This is a genomic window from Kocuria sp. WRN011 (assembly GCF_002295155.1).
Lineage (GTDB): Bacteria > Actinomycetota > Actinomycetes > Actinomycetales > Micrococcaceae > Kocuria > Kocuria carniphila.
This window is the reverse complement of sequence record NZ_NSGI01000001.1, coordinates 502866-520307: the sequence shown is the minus strand read 5'-3', so window position 1 is coordinate 520307 and position 17442 is coordinate 502866. Positions and strand designations below refer to the sequence as shown.

At 65.5% G+C, this 17442-nt stretch carries 17 protein-coding genes and 1 riboswitch; of the genes, 5 read left to right on the top strand and 12 right to left on the bottom strand.

The annotated features are described in order from the left end of the window. Window positions 1-37: 37 nt before the first annotated feature. A complete protein-coding gene (locus CKW39_RS02450) occupies window positions 38-781 on the bottom strand; it encodes an MBL fold metallo-hydrolase (protein ID WP_095796564.1) in 744 nt (247 codons plus the stop codon). Between the two features lie 208 nt (window positions 782-989). Here CKW39_RS02450 and CKW39_RS02445 point away from each other — a divergent pair, with 208 nt between their 5' ends. Continuing rightward, window positions 990-2039 carry an iron-containing redox enzyme family protein gene (locus CKW39_RS02445; RefSeq protein ID WP_095796563.1) on the top strand — a complete coding sequence of 350 codons (1050 nt, stop codon included), beginning with the start codon at window positions 990-992 and terminating at the stop codon, window positions 2037-2039. Further along, complete coding sequence (locus tag CKW39_RS02440) at window positions 2036-2425, top strand: CDGSH iron-sulfur domain-containing protein (RefSeq protein ID WP_254049235.1); 390 nt, start codon at window positions 2036-2038, stop codon at window positions 2423-2425. The genes CKW39_RS02445 and CKW39_RS02440 overlap by 4 nt, the downstream gene beginning before the upstream one ends. 169 nt (window positions 2426-2594) lie before the next feature. Here the strand turns inward: CKW39_RS02440 and gcvT are convergent, their stop codons facing one another. The 8 genes from gcvT to glp form a co-directional block, all read right to left on the bottom strand. Then, complete coding sequence (gcvT, locus tag CKW39_RS02435) at window positions 2595-3740, bottom strand: glycine cleavage system aminomethyltransferase GcvT (RefSeq protein WP_095796562.1); 1146 nt, start codon at window positions 3738-3740, stop codon at window positions 2595-2597. Further along, the gene (gene gcvP, locus CKW39_RS02430; RefSeq protein WP_095796561.1) at window positions 3740-6637 is read right to left on the bottom strand and encodes an aminomethyl-transferring glycine dehydrogenase; all 2898 of its coding nucleotides are present in this window, start codon (window positions 6635-6637) and stop codon (window positions 3740-3742) included. Before gcvP ends, gcvT begins: the two co-directional genes overlap by 1 nt. A 170-nt stretch (window positions 6638-6807) precedes the next feature. After that, a riboswitch (glycine riboswitch) is annotated at window positions 6808-6911 on the bottom strand. A 152-nt stretch (window positions 6912-7063) separates the two neighbouring features. Next, complete coding sequence (gene rplL, locus CKW39_RS02425; RefSeq protein ID WP_095796560.1) at window positions 7064-7450, bottom strand: 50S ribosomal protein L7/L12; 387 nt, start codon at window positions 7448-7450, stop codon at window positions 7064-7066. Window positions 7451-7576: 126 nt separating this feature from the next. Then, a complete protein-coding gene (gene rplJ, locus CKW39_RS02420; protein ID WP_095796559.1) occupies window positions 7577-8110 on the bottom strand; it encodes a 50S ribosomal protein L10 in 534 nt (177 codons plus the stop codon). A gap of 321 nt (window positions 8111-8431) precedes the next feature. After that, entirely contained in the window at window positions 8432-9265 is an 834-nt protein-coding gene (gene fdhD, locus CKW39_RS02415) for a formate dehydrogenase accessory sulfurtransferase FdhD (RefSeq protein ID WP_095796558.1), read from the bottom strand. A gap of 6 nt (window positions 9266-9271) precedes the next feature. Continuing rightward, complete coding sequence (locus CKW39_RS02410; protein ID WP_238663245.1) at window positions 9272-10318, bottom strand: molybdenum cofactor biosynthesis protein MoaE; 1047 nt, start codon at window positions 10316-10318, stop codon at window positions 9272-9274. Then, window positions 10315-10797, bottom strand: coding sequence for a cyclic pyranopterin monophosphate synthase MoaC (moaC, locus tag CKW39_RS02405; protein WP_095796557.1), 483 nt, complete (start codon window positions 10795-10797; stop codon window positions 10315-10317). The genes CKW39_RS02410 and moaC overlap by 4 nt, the downstream gene beginning before the upstream one ends. Then, window positions 10790-12088 (bottom strand): gephyrin-like molybdotransferase Glp, encoded by a 1299-nt coding sequence (gene glp, locus CKW39_RS02400; RefSeq protein WP_095796556.1) that lies wholly within the window; start codon window positions 12086-12088, stop codon window positions 10790-10792. The genes moaC and glp overlap by 8 nt, the downstream gene beginning before the upstream one ends. 45 nt (window positions 12089-12133) lie before the next feature. Here glp and moaA point away from each other — a divergent pair, with 45 nt between their 5' ends. From moaA to CKW39_RS02385, 3 genes are read left to right on the top strand one after another with little or no spacing between them, the layout of a single operon-like run. Continuing rightward, window positions 12134-13210: a GTP 3',8-cyclase MoaA gene (gene moaA, locus CKW39_RS02395; protein ID WP_095796555.1), complete on the top strand. Its 1077-nt coding sequence runs from the start codon at window positions 12134-12136 to the stop codon at window positions 13208-13210. Between the two features lie 7 nt (window positions 13211-13217). Continuing rightward, the gene (locus tag CKW39_RS02390; RefSeq protein WP_095796663.1) at window positions 13218-13481 is read left to right on the top strand and encodes a MoaD/ThiS family protein; all 264 of its coding nucleotides are present in this window, start codon (window positions 13218-13220) and stop codon (window positions 13479-13481) included. After that, entirely contained in the window at window positions 13474-14739 is a 1266-nt protein-coding gene (locus CKW39_RS02385) for a molybdopterin molybdotransferase MoeA (protein WP_238663244.1), read from the top strand. Before CKW39_RS02390 ends, CKW39_RS02385 begins: the two co-directional genes overlap by 8 nt. A gap of 8 nt (window positions 14740-14747) precedes the next feature. Here CKW39_RS02385 and CKW39_RS02380 read toward each other — a convergent pair whose 3' ends face one another. From CKW39_RS02380 to rplK, 3 genes are all read right to left on the bottom strand, one after another. Next, a complete protein-coding gene (locus tag CKW39_RS02380; protein ID WP_095796553.1) occupies window positions 14748-15902 on the bottom strand; it encodes a GNAT family N-acetyltransferase in 1155 nt (384 codons plus the stop codon). 202 nt (window positions 15903-16104) lie between these two features. Beyond that, a complete protein-coding gene (rplA, locus tag CKW39_RS02375) occupies window positions 16105-16815 on the bottom strand; it encodes a 50S ribosomal protein L1 (protein WP_095796552.1) in 711 nt (236 codons plus the stop codon). 90 nt (window positions 16816-16905) lie between these two features. Continuing rightward, window positions 16906-17334 (bottom strand): 50S ribosomal protein L11, encoded by a 429-nt coding sequence (gene rplK / locus CKW39_RS02370; RefSeq protein ID WP_016995820.1) that lies wholly within the window; start codon window positions 17332-17334, stop codon window positions 16906-16908. Window positions 17335-17442: the final 108 nt, after the last annotated feature.

Genomic DNA, 17442 nt, shown 5'->3' with positions numbered 1-17442 from the left:
AGACCACCGTCCTGGCCACGTCCGGTTCACCCGGCCGCTAAGCAACTCCCCTGCGGCGCGCCTCATCGGCCGCCTGCTCAACCCCTCGCAGCCACGGGTCCCCATGCCCCGGAAGCACCACCGTGGCGCCGGTCTGCGCCAAGGCGCGCAGTGATTCCATGGCCATGGCGCTGTCCGCGGTCGCCGCCTTTGCCACAATTCGAGGCCCGGTGAGCGCAGTGTACGGATCCAGCGTGACGAGCGCGTCACCGGTAATCAGCGCGTCGGATTGGGGCATGTGCAGGGCGCAGTGCCCGTACGTGTGGCCGGCAGAGAGGACCACCCTGGGACGCCCCGGAACAGGAACCTCCTGCCCCGCTTCGAGCGGCTGTGAGACCGTCACCCCCTTCACCGCTGCCGCGCCCCCGAACACCATGGACAGCAGCACCGGGATGGCCCGAGGGTGTCGCAAGGGATACGCCGCGGCCGGATTCTCATGCGCGTAACGGTAGGGGTGCGCGGCCAGGGTTACTTCCTGGTGGTGGGCATACACCGGAATATCGAGACGCTCAACGAGTTTGGCGGCCACTCCCACGTGGTCGAAATGGGCGTGTGTCAGCACTAATGCCTGGAGGTCTGCGGGTGCTCGCCCGAGTTCACGGATCGCATGCCCCAGTTCGTTCCAGACCCTCGGAAGACCCGCGTCCACCAGGGTGAGTCCCTGATCGTCCTCGAGCAGATAGCAGTTGACGTTATGACTCTGGATCAAATGGATTCCGGGGGCCACATTCTTCAGGAACACGTTTCTTCCCTCCCAGCCCGTAACCCATGAACGGGCATACTCGCCCGGAACAAGGTTCGGACCACATACTGGTAGTGGACGACCCACCCAAGCTAAGCCGCCTTATAGTAGATTACGGTCCGTCCTCTGCGGTGTCACGCATGGTGGGCCACACTGTTGGGTCCATGTATACAAGCAGGATGCTGCGAGTGACAGAAAGTTGAGACCGGTGACCACACTCAAGGAAAGAACCGAGGCCCCCACTGCCCGAGGGCTTGCGAGCTCGGCGCTGATCGCCCTATTGACCAACGGGCACCCATCCCCCGAAGCGAAGCTCGAACTGGGTGCCGCAGTCGAACGGGCGCTGGACGAGTGCCACGACATCAAGACCGACGAAGACCTTCAGCTCTCCCTCTTCCTGCTGTACCTGCTGCACTACGGCCCGGCCGAGTTCGTGCGCGGCGAATGGGAGTGGGACCCGGACCTGATCCGTATTCGCTCATCCATCGAGGAACGCTTCGAAGCACAACTGCGAGCCGAGGTCGAACTACCCTCCCCGCTCCCCCGTGACGGCAAGGCCGCCGCGGAAATGCTTTTCGAGATGACTCAACCTGCCGCCAAGCCGGGCACCGCCATGTGGCTGGCCAAGAACGCCACCGAGGACTTGCTTCGGGAGTTCCTGATTCAGCGTTCCATCTACACGCTGCGCGAGGCGGATCCGCACACGTGGTCCATCCCCAAGCTCCAGGGACGCGCCAAGGCTGCCATGGTCGAGATCCAGGCCGACGAATACGGTGGCGGTCACCCGGACAAGGTGCACTCGGAAATCTTTGCCCGCACCATGCGCAACTTCGGCTTGGACGACACCCCTGATGTCTATTTGGACGTGGTACCGGCGAGCACCTTGGCCTCGACCAACCTCATCAGCATGTTCGGTCTCCACCGCCGCTTGCGCGGGGCCAATGTGGGGCACCTTGCGGCCTTCGAAATGACTTCGACGATCCCCAACAAGCACTACGGCAACGCGTTCCGCAAGCGTGGCTACGGCCAGGACGTCACCTGGTACTTCGACGAACACGTCGAGGCCGACGCCGTGCACGAACAGTTGGCCGCCCGAGACCTCGTGGGCAACCTCGTCGATGACGAACCTCAGCTGACCGAGGATATCTTCTTCGGGGCCGCCGCGTGCCTCTACGTGGACGGACGCGCGGGTGATCACATGCTGGAGGCATGGTCCTCGGGCCGGTCTTCGCTGCTCACCCCGGAACCCCGGGTATGAGCGCGGACAGGACCGACGACATGCCGCACCCCCACAACGAGGGGGCGCTGCCCGATCGTTCCGTCCCCCGCGAGTCGCAACCACTGTCCCGCACGCAGAACGATCTCAGGGATGCAACGGAGCTGTCCGAGACCGATGCTTCTGCGGAACCCCGGCCGGCGCCAGGCTCTGCCGAATCGCCCGTGATCACCGTATGCACCAAGGGTCCCCTGTTGGTGCGCGGGGATTTCCTGATGGCTGCGGAGCCCGGTGCGGAACCGCTACCGCCCGAACGCAAGGTCATTGCCCTGTGCCGGTGTGGGATGACCAGCATCGCCCCGCACTGCGACGGTTCCCACAAGCTGGCCAAGGTTCGCGCGTTCATGCCGCGCAAGGACCGGGACTGACCAAACCGAGCCCGAAAGCTCCCGCGTTCCGGTAGACATCGACACGCCAAGAGCGTGCCTTCCGAAACCAGCACTGACCTCGAAGGACTCAACGGGCCGGATACCTCGAACGAGGTATCCGGCCCGTTGTCGTGACAGCGTTTGCTGAACGGAACGTCTGAAGCGCTGGTCAGCCGCGCTTGTAGAACGGCATGTCGGTCTGCTTGACCTCAATGTCACGGCCGCGGGCGTCTTGAACGCTCACGTCGCCGTCGGCGATCCGGCCCAGCGCGTCCGTGGCTACAAGGGCCATGGCAATGGGCTTGCCCAGCGTTGGCGAGGGCAGTCCACTGGTGACAACCCCCACCGTCTCCCCGCCCGAGACCACGGTGTAGTCGGCGCGAATGGGCTTGCGGCCCACACCTTCCAGACCCACCAGGGTGCGCTCGGGATCGGACTCGACCACGGCCGCGAGCGCCTCACGGCCCACCGTGTCCGTGCCCGCTTCACCCTTCTTGCGCAGCGCGATCTCCACAAGTTTGCCCAAGCCGGCCTCGGCCGGGGTGATCTCGGTCGACAGTTCGTGTCCGTACAGCGGCATACCGGCCTCGAGCCGCAGCGAGTCACGCGCGGCCAGTCCGGCCGCAGACACGGGAGCGTCCTCGGTGGACAGCTTCTCCGCAGTCTTCAGGAGCGCGGACCACAGCGCCGGGGCGTCCTGGTTGCTGCAGTACAGCTCGAAACCGTCCTCGCCGGTGTAACCGGTTCGAGCGGCCAGAACCTCCACGCCCGCACAGCGAGCGGAAGCGGCGGCGTAGTACTTGAGATTTTCGACGACGTCGCTCGGGTCCAGGTCCGTGGCCTTGAGCACCTCGAGAGCGCGGGGACCTTGCACGGCGATCAAGGAGGTCTCGGCACCCTGGTCGGTCACAGCGACGTCGAAACCCTCGGCGCGAGCGGTCAGCTCACGCACGACCACTTCCTGGTTGCCCGCGTTGGGGACCACCAGGTAGCGGTTCTCCTCGAGCCGGTAGGTGATCAGGTCGTCGAGCACGCGGCCGGCCGCGTCCACGATCACCGAGTACTTGGCGCGGCCCACGGAGATCGCGGACAGCACGCCCACCAGCGCGAAGTCCAGGAACGCCCCGGCCTGCGGACCGGAAACCTCCACCTCACCCATGTGGGACAGGTCGAAGATTCCGGCACCGCGGCGCACCGCGTGGTGCTCAGCGGTGTCACTCGCGTAGCGCACGGGCATGGACCAGCCGCCGAAGTCGGTGAACCGGGCGCCCAGTTCCTCGTGTGCGTCGTACAGGGCTGTTTTCTTCTCGCTCATCAGTGCTCCTCCCCCGCAGCAGCGACGGCGTAGGCGGCGTCGAACGCCTCGATCGGCGGGCACGAGCACACCAGGTTACGGTCACCGGCAGCGTTGTCCACGCGACCCACGGGCGACCAGTACTTGAGGCGACGCAGCGAGGGCACGGGGTAAGCGGCCTGCGAGCGCGGGTACGAGCGATCCCACTCGTCGGCAGTGAGCACCTGGGCTGTATGTGGGGCATGGCGAACCACGGAATCCGCAAGCGCGACCTTGCCGTCGGCGATCTCCTGCATCTCGGCATGGATGGTGCGCATGGCCTCGATGAAACGATCCAGTTCCTCTAGGGACTCGGACTCGGTGGGCTCCACCATGAGTGTGCCCGCCACCGGGAACGCCAGGGTGGGTGCGTGGAAACCGAAATCGACCAGTCGCTTGCACACGTCCTCTGCGGTCACACCGGAGGCCTTGGTCATGGCACGCAGGTCCAGGATGCATTCGTGGGCAACCAGTCCACCGTCGCCGGAGTACAGCGTGGGGAACACGTCCGAAAGCGACCGGGAGATGTAGTTGGCGCTCAGCACGGCCGTGCGCGTGGACTCGGTGAGCCCCTTGGCACCGGTCATGGCGATGTACATCCACGTGATCGGCAGAACACCGGCCGAACCGAAGGGGGCCTGCGAGACAGGGAAGCCCGCGCCGCGCTCGTCGAGCTTGGCCTCCACTGCGTTACCGGGCAGGTAGGGCACCAGATGCTCGGCCACGGCCACGGGACCCACGCCGGGCCCGCCACCGCCGTGTGGGATGCAGAAGGTCTTGTGCAGGTTCAGGTGGGAGACGTCTCCGCCGAACCGGCCCGGACGTGCCAGACCCATCAACGCATTGAGGTTCGCGCCGTCCACGTACACCTGGCCACCGGCATCGTGAATGGCCTCGCAAACCATGGAGATGTCCGTGTCGTACACGCCGTGGGTCGAGGGGTAGGTGACCATGATGCCCGCGAGCTCGTCACCCACCGATTCGATCTTGGCCTTGAGGTCCTCATGATCGATCAGACCGTCCGCTGCGGTCGCGACCACCACGACCTTCAGGTCCGCCAGAACCGCCGATGCCGCATTGGTTCCGTGGGCGGAAGACGGGATCAGGATGGTCTTGCGCTGGGTTTCCCCGCGGTCGACCTGGTAGCGGCGGATGGCCAACAGCCCGGCCAGCTCGCCCTGCGAACCCGCGTTGGGCTGCACGGACACTGCTGCGTAACCGGTGATCTCCGCGAGCCAGCCTTCGAGCTGCTCGATCAACTCGTGCCATCCCTGTGCCTGGTCCTGTGGGGCCAGCGGATGGATGTTGGCGAACTCCGGCCAGGAAATGGGCTCCATCTCCGCAGCGGCGTTGAGCTTCATGGTGCACGAACCCAGCGGGATCATGGTGCGGTCCAGCGCCAGGTCCTTGTCTGCCAGCTGACGCAGCCAACGCATGAGCGAGGTCTCGGAACGGTGCGTGTGGAAGACCGGGTGGGTCATGTACTCGTCCGTGCGGTGCCACTCCTCTGGAACACCATCCAGGAGATCGGAGCTGCGCTCCACGTTCTCCCCGATGGTGCACGCCTCGGACACCGCTGCCAACACGTCCTCGACGTCCTCGCCGGTGTGAGACTCACCGAAGCTCACGCCCACGGTGTCCTGGTCCACGCGGCGCAGGTTGATGCCGCGCTGTGCCGCAGCAGCCAAGATGTCATCGGCCTTGCCCTCGACCGTGAACGTCACTGTGTCGAAGAACCGCTCGTGCGCGACCGAAATACCGCGCTCGCGCAGCCCCTCCGCGAAGACCGTGGCCAGCCCGTGCAGGCGCTCGGCCAGCTCACGCAGCTTTGCGGGACCGTGGTACACGGCGTACGCGGCGGCCACGATGGCCAGCAATGCCTGAGCGGTGCAGATGTTGGAGGTCGCCTTCTCGCGGCGGATGTGCTGCTCGCGGGTCTGCAGGGCCAAACGGTAGGCGGGGGCACCGGAGGAATCCGTGGACACGCCCACGATGCGACCGGGCATCGAACGCTCCACGCCCTTGCGGGTGGCCATGAACGCGGCGTGCGGACCACCGTAGAACAGCGGCACACCGAATCGCTGGGCGGAACCTACGGCAATATCGGCGCCGGCAGAACCCGGGCTCTGCAGCATGGTCAGGGCCAGCAGATCGGTGCTCACGGTCGCCAGAGCACCGGCCTCGTGGGCAGCCTCGATCACGGAGCTGGGATCGATGACATCACCGTCCGCGCCGATCTGCGCGACGACCACACCGAAGAAGTCTCCGTCCGAGGCCAAGGTGGCCGCGGCGTCGTCGGCGCCCAAGTCCGCGATGACCAGCTCGATGCCGGCGGCGCGAGCGCGGCCGGTGAGAATGGCGAGCGTCTGCGGAAGGGAACGGCTGTCAACGATCACACGGGAGCTACGGGACTTGCGGTTGGCGCGGCGCATCATCAGAACGGCCTCGGCCACGGCGGAGGACTCGTCCAGCAGGGACGCATTGGCCACGTCCATGCCGGTCAGGTCGATCACGGCGTTCTGGAACGTAAGCAGCAGTTCCAAGCGGCCCTGGGAAATTTCGGGCTGGTACGGGGTGTACGAGGTGTAGAAGCCCGGGTTCTCCAGAATGTTGCGGCGGATCGCGGCGGGGGTGACCGTGTCGAAGTACCCCTGACCGATCATCTGGCGCATCACGGTGTTCTTGCCCGCGATGGTGCGGATGGCCGCCAGCGCCTCGGTCTCGTCAAGGGGCGCAGGCAGGTCCAAGGTGTCGCGGAATCGGATGCTCTCGGGGACGGCCCGATCAATCAGCTGATCGAGGCTGTCCACGCCCACGGCGTTGAGCATGGTGGTGATGTCATCGGCGTCTGGGCCGATGTGGCGGGGCAGGAAAGACATGTGAGGGTCTCCTGGGTTACTTGAGGGCGTGCTAAGTCCCGGTGAGTTCCTCCCCGCTCTGTACATCAACCTGAGAGATTTCGCCGGTGGCCGCGGATATCCGCGATCACCGACCTGCCCCGTCGGTGCTCGGCCGCGGCGTCATGCCAGGGACGAGCTCTTCAGAGTGGCCTGGTGCGGCGGTACGGGTGCCTGAGAGATTCCCGGGGAGGGTTTGCTCCTTCGGCGATGGCGCGATGCTTACGCACCCGCCATGCTCTCCCGCCGCACTGTGACGGCCAAGATGGTCAGTCCTAGTTTCGCACAACCCCGGGCAGCACAAAGCCCCGCACCGAAAACAGTGCAGGGCTTTGCGAAGTAGCAGTACCGCCACCTGCCCTTGCGGGTCAGGCTACGCGGCCGTACCTGCGCTCGAAGCGCGGGGAATTACTTGACGGTGACGGTAGCGCCAGCAGCCTCGAGGGATTCCTTGGCCTTGTCTGCGGCTTCCTTGTTGGCACCTTCCAGAACGGGCTTGGGAGCGCCGTCCACGAGGTCCTTGGCTTCCTTCAGGCCCAGGGAGGTCAAGGCACGAACTTCCTTGATGACCTGGATCTTCTTGTCGCCTGCAGCTTCGAGGATGACGTCGAACTCGGTCTTCTCTTCCTCAGCAGCAGCTTCGCCGCCGGCGGCGGGAGCGCCACCAGCCACGGCCACGGGGGCAGCAGCGGTTACGTCGAAGGTCTCTTCGAAGGCCTTGACGAACTCGGACAGCTCGATGAGGGAGAGCTCCTTGAAAGCCTCGATCAATTCTTCGGTGGTCAGCTTAGCCATGGTGTTGGCTCCTTCTTTTACGTGGTTGTCAGTGCCCGCGGGCGCTGACGAGGTTTTGCGTGGTGATAGAACACGGGTTCATCCGGCCGGAACCGGAACCCGAAACCCAGGGGATCCCGTGAGGGATCAGGCGGCGTTCTCGCCCTGTTCCTCGACCTTGGCACGCAGGGCTTCTGCGGTGCGCACGGTCTTGGACAGCGGGGCCTGGAACAGCGCGGCAGCCTTGGACAGGGACGCCTTGGCAGCGCCTGCGACCTTGGCCAGCAGAACCTCGCGGGACTCGAGGTCCGCAAGCTTCTTGATCTCCGCTTCGTCCATTGCAACGCCGTCAAGGTAACCGCCCTTGACGATCAGCTCCGGGTTGTCCTTGGCGAAGTCACGCAAGCTCTTGGCAGCTTCGACAGGGTCACCCGAGATGAACGCGATAGCCGAGGGGCCGTTAAGCTGGCCCTCGAACGCGTCGATGCCGACTTCCTTGGCCGCAATTGCGGTCAGCGTGTTCTTCACCACGGCGTATTCAGCGTTCTCACCGAGTGCGCGGCGCAGCGTCTTCAGCTGAGCCACGGTGAGCCCGCGGTACTCCGTCAGGACGGCAGCGTGCGAGTTGGAGAAGAATTCCTTCAACTCCGCAACCGCGGCAGCCTTTTCAGGATTCGCCATGGTGCTCCTTCCTTGCTTGTGTATGCCGGATTCTCGTGATCCGCTTCGGAACACAAAAAAGCCCCGCGCAGATGCCCGGGGCTCGACCTGATACACAACGCAAACGGTTCACTCCGCAGGACGCTGTCGAAAAGATTCGTGCTGGTTCACCTGCGCTGGCCATTCTCCGTTTCCGGAGAACTCTTCGATCACACAGGCTTGCGCACGCGTGATGACCGGCGGTCTTAGGTACGCACCAATGTACCCGACGATTTCGGGGCACGCCAAATCGACAGTTCCCGCAACACGTTCCGCAGATTCGGATGTCTCGTGGCGAGCTTTCTACTCCCTGATCCGCTCCGGGTGCGTGTACACGTTGCACGTGCCGCGGCGGTTGAAACCCACCACGGTCACCCCGTGCTCGCGGCCGTGCTTCACCGCGAGTGCCGAGGGCGCGCTGACGGCCGAGAGCACCGGGATTCCGGCCATGGCGGCCTTGCTGACCAGTTCGAAGGATGCCCGGGCGGACACTTGCAGTACGCAGTCGTTGAGCGGGAGTTTGTCGTGGTGCATGGCCCATCCGATGACCTTGTCCACGGCGTTGTGCCGGCCCACGTCCTCCCGCACCACGAGCGGCTCCTGGGTCGAGGCCAGGAACAACCCTGCGGCGTGGACTCCCCCGGTCGCATCGAAGACCTTCTGATGATCGCGGAGTTCATCGGGCAACCGCACGAGCCGTTCCGCTCCCATGGCCGGGCGCACCGGCGGCAGCGGATACGAACTCGGCTTGACGATCTCCTCCATGGACGACGTCCCGCAGACCCCGCACGAGGACGAGGTGTAGACGTTGCGCGCTGCAACCCTCTTGGGCCCCGGCGCTCCCGGAGCCAGCCGCACGTCGATCACGTTGTAGGTTCGATGGCCGTCCTGGTCCACACCCGAGCTGTAATCCATCCCCGCAATGTGGTCCATCTGCCGGACGACTGCTTCGCTCAGCAAGTAGCCGGGCACCAGTTCGAAGTCGTGGCCGGGCGTGCGCATGGTCACGGTGAACTGTTCGCCGTTGAGCCGGATCTCCAACGGTTCTTCACCCGCGAGCTTGTCCGGTCCGGTGAATTCTTCACCGTCCGCAGACAATTTCCGTACTCGAGTGGGAACCACGATTCTGCTGACCATGAGTCGTCATCCGTCCAGGCCCACCCACGAATGGGTGCCATCGGTATAGGTCTGTCGCTTCCAGATGGGCACGCGGGCCTTGATGCGGTCCACCAAGGCATCACACGCCGCAAAGGCTTCCTTGCGGTGGGCGGACGCGACCGCGGCTTCCAGTGCACTGTCCCCCACTGCCAGCGAGCCGATGCGATGTTCGGCCCAGATCCGCACCTGCGGGAACTCCACCGCGATCTCCTCGGCCACCTGGCGGATCACGGTGTCGGCATCCGGGTGAGCGCTGTACTCGAGTCCCGTAACGCCCGAGCGGCCGTCGTCATGGTCACGAATCACACCGCTGAAGCCCACCACCGCCCCGCAGTCAGCCGCGCTCACGGCCGCTTGGGCGCGCGCCGGGTCCAAGGGCTCGTTCGTCACCTGTGCGTGCAGTACTCGGGACGACGACGCCGCTGGCGCGGGTTCGGCTGCCGTACCGCGCTCCTCCCCGTGGCCGTGCACGTCCTCCAGTTGAGCGCTGATATGGTCCAGCAGCGGTTCGAGCACCGCCATCCCGTCCTTCACCCCACCCTTGGAACCGGGCAGATTCACGACGAATGTCATACCCACTTGACCTGCCACCCCGCGGCTCATTACGGCGGTGGCGGTCTTCTGAAGCCCATACGCCCACAAGCCGTGCATGACTCCGGGGGATTCCCGTTCCAGGATCCGCGCTGTGGCTTCCGGGGTGACGTCGTCAGAGTTGAGACCGGTTCCGCCGCTGGTCACGATGAACCTTGGGCGTTCGGCCTGCGGTGTCTGTTCTGTGAGCTCGCGCAGGGTTTGCTCGACCTCCGGACCGTCCGGAATCACGCGCACCGGATCCACGGCGAGCCCCATTCCGGTGAGCCACTCGTGCAGGATGGGGCCGCACAGATCCTGGGCCGTGCCACGTGCGGCGGACGAGGACACGATCACGACCACCGCGCGGCGGCCCAGCAGGTTCGCCCCGTGTGATTCGTCCCGATGGGGACCGTGATCTTTGACCCCGTGCTCATCGCTGGGCCCGTGGGTGTCGGTCACTGTCTGCTCCAATCGCCGCTCTTACCGCCGGACTTGGCCACGACCTGCACGCCCGTGATCTGGGCGGCCTTGTCCACGGCCTTGATCATGTCGTAGAGCGTGAGTCCGGCAACGCTGGCCGCCGTCAGGGCTTCCATTTCCACCCCGGTGACACCGCGTGTTTTGACCGTGGCGCTGATGCTCACACGGTCTTCGCCCGGAACCAGATCCACCGTGACCTTGGACAACGGCAGCGGGTGGCACAGCGGAATCAGATCAGGAGTGCGCTTTGCCGCCATGATGCCGGCAATCCGGGCCACGGCCAGGGCATCGCCCTTGGGGAGATCGCCGGTGGCCAGCAGCTCGATGACGTCCGGTCGCGTGATCACCTCGGCTACCGCGGTGGCTTCGCGAGACGTCACGGCTTTCTCGCTCACGTCCACCATGTGCGCCGTGCCGTCTTCGCGCACGTGCGTCAACCGTTCCTGGTTGTCACTCACTGGCCGTCTCCTGTCTGATCGCCCCGCCACTGACGGGCAAAATTTGTACGCGTGTCCCGGACGTGAGTTCGTTGGCTCCCGCGGGGATCCGCAGCAACACGTTAGCGCGCGCGGCTGACATCAACAGGTGCGACGACGCTCCCCCCACGCAGCGCACGACAGGTTCCCGCGCGGCGTCGTCCGTCGTTTCGAGAACACCCCGACGCAGCTGGGTGCGACCGGGCAGACCGCGTACTGGTTCTGCGAGAACCGCGGAGGCCCAGCGGGGTGGCGTGCAGCAACCCCAGACGTCCGCAAGAGCGGGCCGCAGGAACATCTCGCACGAGACCCACGTGCTGACAGGGTTGCCGGGAAGGCAGACCACGGGTACGTCCCGGTACACGCCCAGGCCCTGGGGCCCTCCTGGCTGCATTGCCACGTGCCCGAACCACATCTGGGCTTCACGTTCCAAGGTCACTCGGACCACCTCGAAGGCGCCGGCGCTGATCCCCCCGCTCGTGATGATCAGATGGGGAGCTGCGCCGGCCACGGCCTTTCGAAGTCTCCGGGAAAATTCTTCCGGGTCGTCCGTGACGCTGAGCGTGGTCACGGAGAACGCACCCGCTTCCTCGAGCCACGCCTCGAGCAGCGGACCATTGGCGTCGTAAATGGCACCGGGTTCCAAGGGTTGCCCGGCCGCGAGGACTTCGTCCCCACCGGTCACCACCAGGACGGCTGGGCCATTTCGCACCGTCACCGTGGCAGCGCCGTCCAGACCCAGTGCGGCGCACGCACCCAGCGCGGCGGGTCCCAGAGTGGTCCCGGCGGGCAAGGCGACCGAACCGCGTTCGACGTCGCTGCCCTCCGCGCGCACGAAAGTCCCGGGGTCAATCGTGGCGGCGTTCTCCGCCGTGACGGTGATGCGATCGGTGTCGAAGGATGAGGGTGTGACTCGCTCCACGGGAATCACGGCATCGGCGCCGGCGGGCAGGGCGGCTCCGGTCATCACGGCCATGGCGGTGCCGGGTGCGAGGGCCGACGGCGCGGCCCCGGCCGCCTGCGTTCCGGACACGGGCAGCGTGACGTTTCCTTCTCCATCCGGAGTCCTGCGAAACTCCGAGCTGCGCACGGCGAACCCGTCCATTTGGGAGTTCGTGAAGGGCGGCAGCGAGATCGGAGCCGTCAGGTCCCGAGCGAGCACGCGGCCACGCGCCCGAGCCAAGGGAAGCTCGAGACCGGCGACGGCGGCGTCGTAACCGTGGGCGAGGGCGTCGCAGACGGCTGCGGCGTGATCGTCGATGCTGCGGCTCATACCCCCTACCCTAAGCGGGCTGGACACACGCCTTAGACTGGCCCCATGTCCGTTTTCCTCGGTATCCCGCAAGCGCTACCGACCCGGGGCGTGCCCGAACAGGGGCCCCTGGTGGATCGCTTCGGGCGCGTGGCCACGGACCTGAGAATTTCGATCACGGACAAGTGCAATTTGCGCTGCACGTACTGCATGCCCGCGGAGGGAATGGACTGGCTGTCCAAGTCGTCCCTGATGACCACTGACGAGATCGTGCGGCTCACCCGCATTGCCGCAGAAGAATTCGGGGTCAAGGAACTCCGGCTCACCGGCGGCGAGCCCCTGATCCGCCCGGACCTCGAAGAAATCGTGGCCGCGGTGACCGAGGCGCTGCCCGGCTTCCCAGTTTCCATGACGACCAATGGGATCGGCCTGGCCCAGCGCGCCGAAGGGCTTGTCGCGGCTGGCATGACCCGCGTGAACGTCTCCCTGGACACCCTGTGCGCCGAGACGTATAAGCAACTCGCGCGCCGCAACAAACTCAGCGAGACCCTTGAGGGCGTGGCCGCCGCGCAGGCTGCGGGGCTGTCTCCGGTGAAGCTCAACGCCGTCTTGATGCGCGGCGTCAACGACCGCGAAGCCCCCGAGCTGCTGCGCTGGGCGCTCGAGCACAATTGTTCGCTGCGCTTCATCGAGCAGATGCCGCTCGACGCCGATCACGGCTGGACCCGCACCAACATGGTGACCGCTGCGGAGATTCGCGAGGACCTCTCCGAGCACTTCGATCTGAGCGCGGATCGGGATCCGCGTAACGGCGCGCCCGCGGAGAAAATGATCGTGCGCGAACGCGGAGGAACAGAAGTTATCGGCACCGTGGGCATCATCGCCTCCGTGACCGAACCGTTCTGCGCGGACTGCACGCGCACCCGCATCACCGCCGAGGGCAGGGTGCGCTCGTGCCTGTTCTCCCACCACGAGACAGACCTGATGCAGTTGCTGCGCTCTGACGCAACAGACCACGACATCGCCCAGCGTTGGCGGGCTGCCATGTGGGTCAAACCCCGCGCCCACGGCATGGACCACGCGGGCCTGGACTCCGAGGATTATGTTCAGCCCGATCGCAGCATGAGCGCCATTGGAGGCTGACACAACAGTGCTCGTTCGTTACTTCGCGGCCGCCGCCGCATCCGCAGGCACCGAGCAGGAAGAAGTGGCCGCTGACACGGCCATGACGCGTTCGGAACTTCAGCAAGTGCTCACTCATTTGCACCCCGTGGCCCCCGCGGGTGAAAAGACCCTGGCGCAGGTCCTTCCTCAGTGTTCCTGGCTGGTCAATGGCGTGGCCCGCAAGGATCCGGAATCGCCCATTGCTCCGGCGGCCACGGTGGACGTGCTGCCTCCGTTTGCCGGTGGCTGAGTCAGCGCCCCCGCCCCCATTGCCCGACGGAACGTGGTGGCGCGGCGTCGAGGTCGTTCGCCATGCACGCCGTGGCGCTGCGCAGCACATCGCTCACGAGCTGGGCCGTGCGCTGGTCAGCACCCGTTCTTCCGCCGTATCGGTGGACCTCGTGGACGCGGTCGGAGCGACCCTGGCCTGCGATGTCCACGCGTTGTGCCCTGTGCCCCATTACGCCTCGAGTGCCATGGACGGTTATGCCGTGTGCGGCTCGGGCCCCTGGCGAGTGATGACCGGGGACACTTCTGTGCACGATGCCGCGTCCACTGCGGCTCTCGAATTGGCTCCGAGTCAGGCCGTGCCCGTGGTGACGGGCGGGGTGATCCCCGGCGGAACCGACACCGTCATTCGGGATGAATACGCGCTGCGTACCGGAGATGAATTACGGTTCGACGATTCCTGCCCGACCTCCGAACTCGAGGGCCGGCACATCAGGCCCGCAGGGACCGAATGTCGATCCGGCGAAAGGATTCTCACTGCCGGGAGCGTCCTGAGTCCGGCGGACATCGCCTTGGCCGCGGTGAGCGGGGTGGACAAGGTACCGGTGGTTCCCGTTCCGGATGCACGGCTACTGCTCACGGGTTCGGAGGTCCAATCCTCAGGGGTTCCGACACCGGGTTTCGTCCGCGACGCCTTCGCGCCCACGGTGCCGCCCGTTCTCACGTCCCTGGGCGCACGTGTCGATTCCGTGCGGCGGCTGCCCGACGACGCCGCTGTCTTTGCGGCCGCCCTCGACGTCGCGATCACGGACCGCGTGCCGCTCGTCATCACGACCGGAGGCACGGCCCGCTCCCGCGCCGATCACGTGCGAGCGCACCTGGAACGTCGTACGACACCGATCATCGACGAACTGGATCTTCAACCCGGTCATCCCACTTTGTTCGCCGCGTGCGGCCCGGGCACCGCGGTGCTCGCCCTGCCGGGGAATCCCTTGGCAGCCATGACGGCGCTGACGGTGTTGGCTGTGCCATTCCTCTGCGGACTCCTGGGCCGCCCTGCTCCGGTGCCGGTCAGCGTGACGGTCGCCCACGAGATTGCCGGCACCCGCCGCGAACGGTTGGTCCCGGCTTTCCAACACGCCGACGGCGCCTGGTCACCATGCAGGCAGATCGGCGCCAACATGCTTCGAGGGTTGTCCAGCGCCCAAGCGCTGCTGAGTGTGCCGGTCGAGGGCTTATCCGCAGGTGCCCGGACCGAGGCCTTGGCCCTGCCCTGGTAGACCCTGGGTCAGTCGGCCCGGAAATCCCTCATCCACACGGCGGACTGCCCAGCGTCCTGGAAACCCAATTGTGCGTTGACCCAGTTCATCCGGTCGTTGCCGGTGTGGGTCCACGAGTACACCGTGTCCACTTCGGGTTGCACCTCGACCAGTTGTTTGAGGTTGGCCATTTTCAGTCGCATGCCCAGCCGACGCCCTCGGTGTTCGCGGATCACCAGCGTCTCGTCCTGGAGGGCCAGGGTGGGTCGGTGCTGCGCCAGGATCAGTTCGGTCATTCCCACCAGCTCACCGGCGTCCCGGTCCTCGGCCACGGCCATGAGGGACCGGTCTCCGTCTTCTTCGCGCAGCTGCTCGGTGCGGCGCACGCGTTCGGCGTCCCACGGGTCCGGATCGGTCACGATCGGCTTCACGAAGGAGTCGCTCGGCAACCGCGCGTGGAGTCGAGCCAGCGGCTCCAACAAGTGTTCCGGCGCAGAACCAACCCACGTGTGCAGTGCGTAGCGATCGGCGAAGGGTACTTCTTCCAACGACCGTTCGATTGCCTCGAGGCGCTCCTGCGGCAAGGGAACGTCCAGCAGCGCGAAACTGCTCACGGTCTGAAGTTCGTAGCCGGCGTGCTCGGCAAAGCGGGTTTGCCGGTGGCTCGCAGGAAGTTTCCCGGAACCGTCCGCGGCGTCGATCCATTCGACACCCACACCGCTGGTCTCACCGCCCATGACGCTTCCGTCACCGGGACCGGCCGGGGCTCGCAATTCCGACGCCGGATGTTCCGTCACCAACCGGATCACGCGCCGCGATTCCCCGTACGCCAGTTGCTCGGCCGCCGACAGCAAGGTCCGTCCGATGCCTTCGGACAGTTCGTCCGGGTCCACGTCCACCACGATCTGGGCGACATCAGTGTCGGCGATCAACGGCATGCGCACCTCCGCCCGACCGACCAGCCGACCGTCCATGTAGGCACACAGAATATTGACCCGTTCGTACGGGTCCTTGAGGTCACGGTAGATGTCATGGGCCTCATTGCTCAGCTCGGAGGTCCCCCACACGTAACGACGCGAGGCCTGCACGAGGGCGGCTACCTGCCCGAGTTGATCCTGCGCGGCCTGATCGAACTCGTCAGGGATACGCATCAGCTCAATGGCAAGCGCTGATGTCTGACTCACGGGGGACTCCTTTCACGCTCCGAGCTGTTCGGAACGCACCTGCCTACAATCGATCATGCACCATTGCAGCCGATTGAAACAGCAAGTCTACTGCCTAGTTTACCGCTGCGGCCTCGGGCAAGACAGAAGGGCCCGGCCATGAATGGTCCGAGCCCTTCTGTTCTATAGCGTCAACCGTGCCTCATCCGGGCACGGGCGATGCTCACGCCTCGCTGACAACCTCGGTGGCGTTCGGGTCCACGGGAACACCCGGGCCGAACGTGGTGGCAACGGTGGCCTTGGTGACGTAACGGCCCTTGGAAGCGGAGGGCTTCAAACGAAGCACCTCTTCCAGTGCAGCGCCGTAGTTCTCGGCCAGCTTCTGAGTGTCGAAGGACGCCTTGCCGATGATGAAGTGCAAGTTGGAGTGCTTGTCGACACGGAAATCGATCTTGCCGCCCTTGATGTCGCCGACAGCCTTGGCCACGTCCATGGTCACGGTGCCGGTCTTGGGGTTCGGCATCAGGTTACGGGGACCCAGAACCTTACCCAGACGACCGACCTTGCCCATCATGTCCGGGGTGGCCACGGCGGCGTCGAAGTCCACCCAGCCGTCCTGGACCTTGGCGATCAGGTCGTCGGAACCCACGTAGTCGGCGCCGGCTGCTTCAGCAGCCGCAGCCTTGTCACCGGTTGCGAAGACGACCACGCGAGCGGTCTTACCGGTGCCGTGGGGAAGGTTCACGGTGCCGCGAACCATCTGGTCCGCCTTGCGGGGGTCAACGCCCAAACGCATGGCCACCTCGACGGTGGGGTCGGACTTGCTGCCTTCGGCCAATTCCTTGGCCAGGGCGACTGCGTCGGCGGGGGCGTAGAACTTGCCCTCTTCGATCTTGGCGGCAGCCGCCTGGTATGCCTTGCTGCGCTTTGCCATCTGCTTGTTCTCCTTGTGCAGTTGTGGTCTGCGGACCGCGCTCGGCCCTGCCACGGGAAAATGTCTGGTACTGAGAGCTAGTTAGAGCGCTCAGGCAACCTCGATGCCCATGGAACGGGCAGTGCCGGCGATGATCTTGGCAGCAGCCTCGACATCGTTGGCGTTGAGGTCTTCCTTCTTGGTCTCGGCGATCTCACGGACCTGGTCCATGGTGATCTTGCCGACCTTGTTGGTGTGGGGCACACCGGAACCCTTGGCGACGCCTGCAGCCTTCTTGATCAGCTGAGCAGCCGGCGGGGTCTTGGTGATGAAAGTGAACGAACGGTCCTCGTAGACGGTGATTTCCACCGGCACGATGTTGCCGCGCTGGGATTCCGTGGCCGCGTTGTAGGCCTTGCAGAATTCCATGATGTTGACGCCGTGCTGACCCAGTGCGGGACCCACGGGAGGAGCCGGGTTAGCGGCACCTGCCTGGATCTGCAGCTTGATCAGGCCTGCGACCTTCTTCTTGGGAGCCATGTGATGGTCCTTTGCTTGCTGTACGTACCGCCGCACAGGAGCGTACGACGGCGGGTGGTCACCGTGGCGCGGTGACCGAACGGAAACGCCCCGGACCAAAGCTCATCC